General features: G+C 60.2%; 1 protein-coding gene. It reads right to left on the reverse strand.

Annotated elements, in window-relative coordinates:
* On the reverse strand, positions 1–274 hold a 274-nt coding region (locus DC522_RS35660), incomplete at both ends, for a hypothetical protein (RefSeq protein WP_205769959.1).

Consider the following 274-nt stretch of genomic DNA (forward strand, 5'->3'; position numbering starts at 1 on the left):
ATGCGCAGGTTGCGAACGAAGGCGCCGCCAACGCCATTCTCGCCTCCCGGCCTGTTAGCCGCATAACCGAGGTTTCCGCCGTCGACGAGCGGATTGTCGAACAAGACGTTCTCGGAAGGAACGGGTGGTATGGTCCCTAAAGGCCCTTCGCTATAGGCGACGATGACGGCGCCGACGGATGAGGTCTGCGTGAGCTTGATGAAGCTGTTGCCGACCCAGGCGACAGTGGTGTTCGAGCGCACCAGCAAAGTATCGTTCACCTCGAAGTCGCCAT

This window comes from Microvirga sp. KLBC 81 (assembly GCF_003075415.1).
In the GTDB taxonomy this organism is placed as follows: Bacteria; Pseudomonadota; Alphaproteobacteria; order Rhizobiales; family Beijerinckiaceae; genus Microvirga.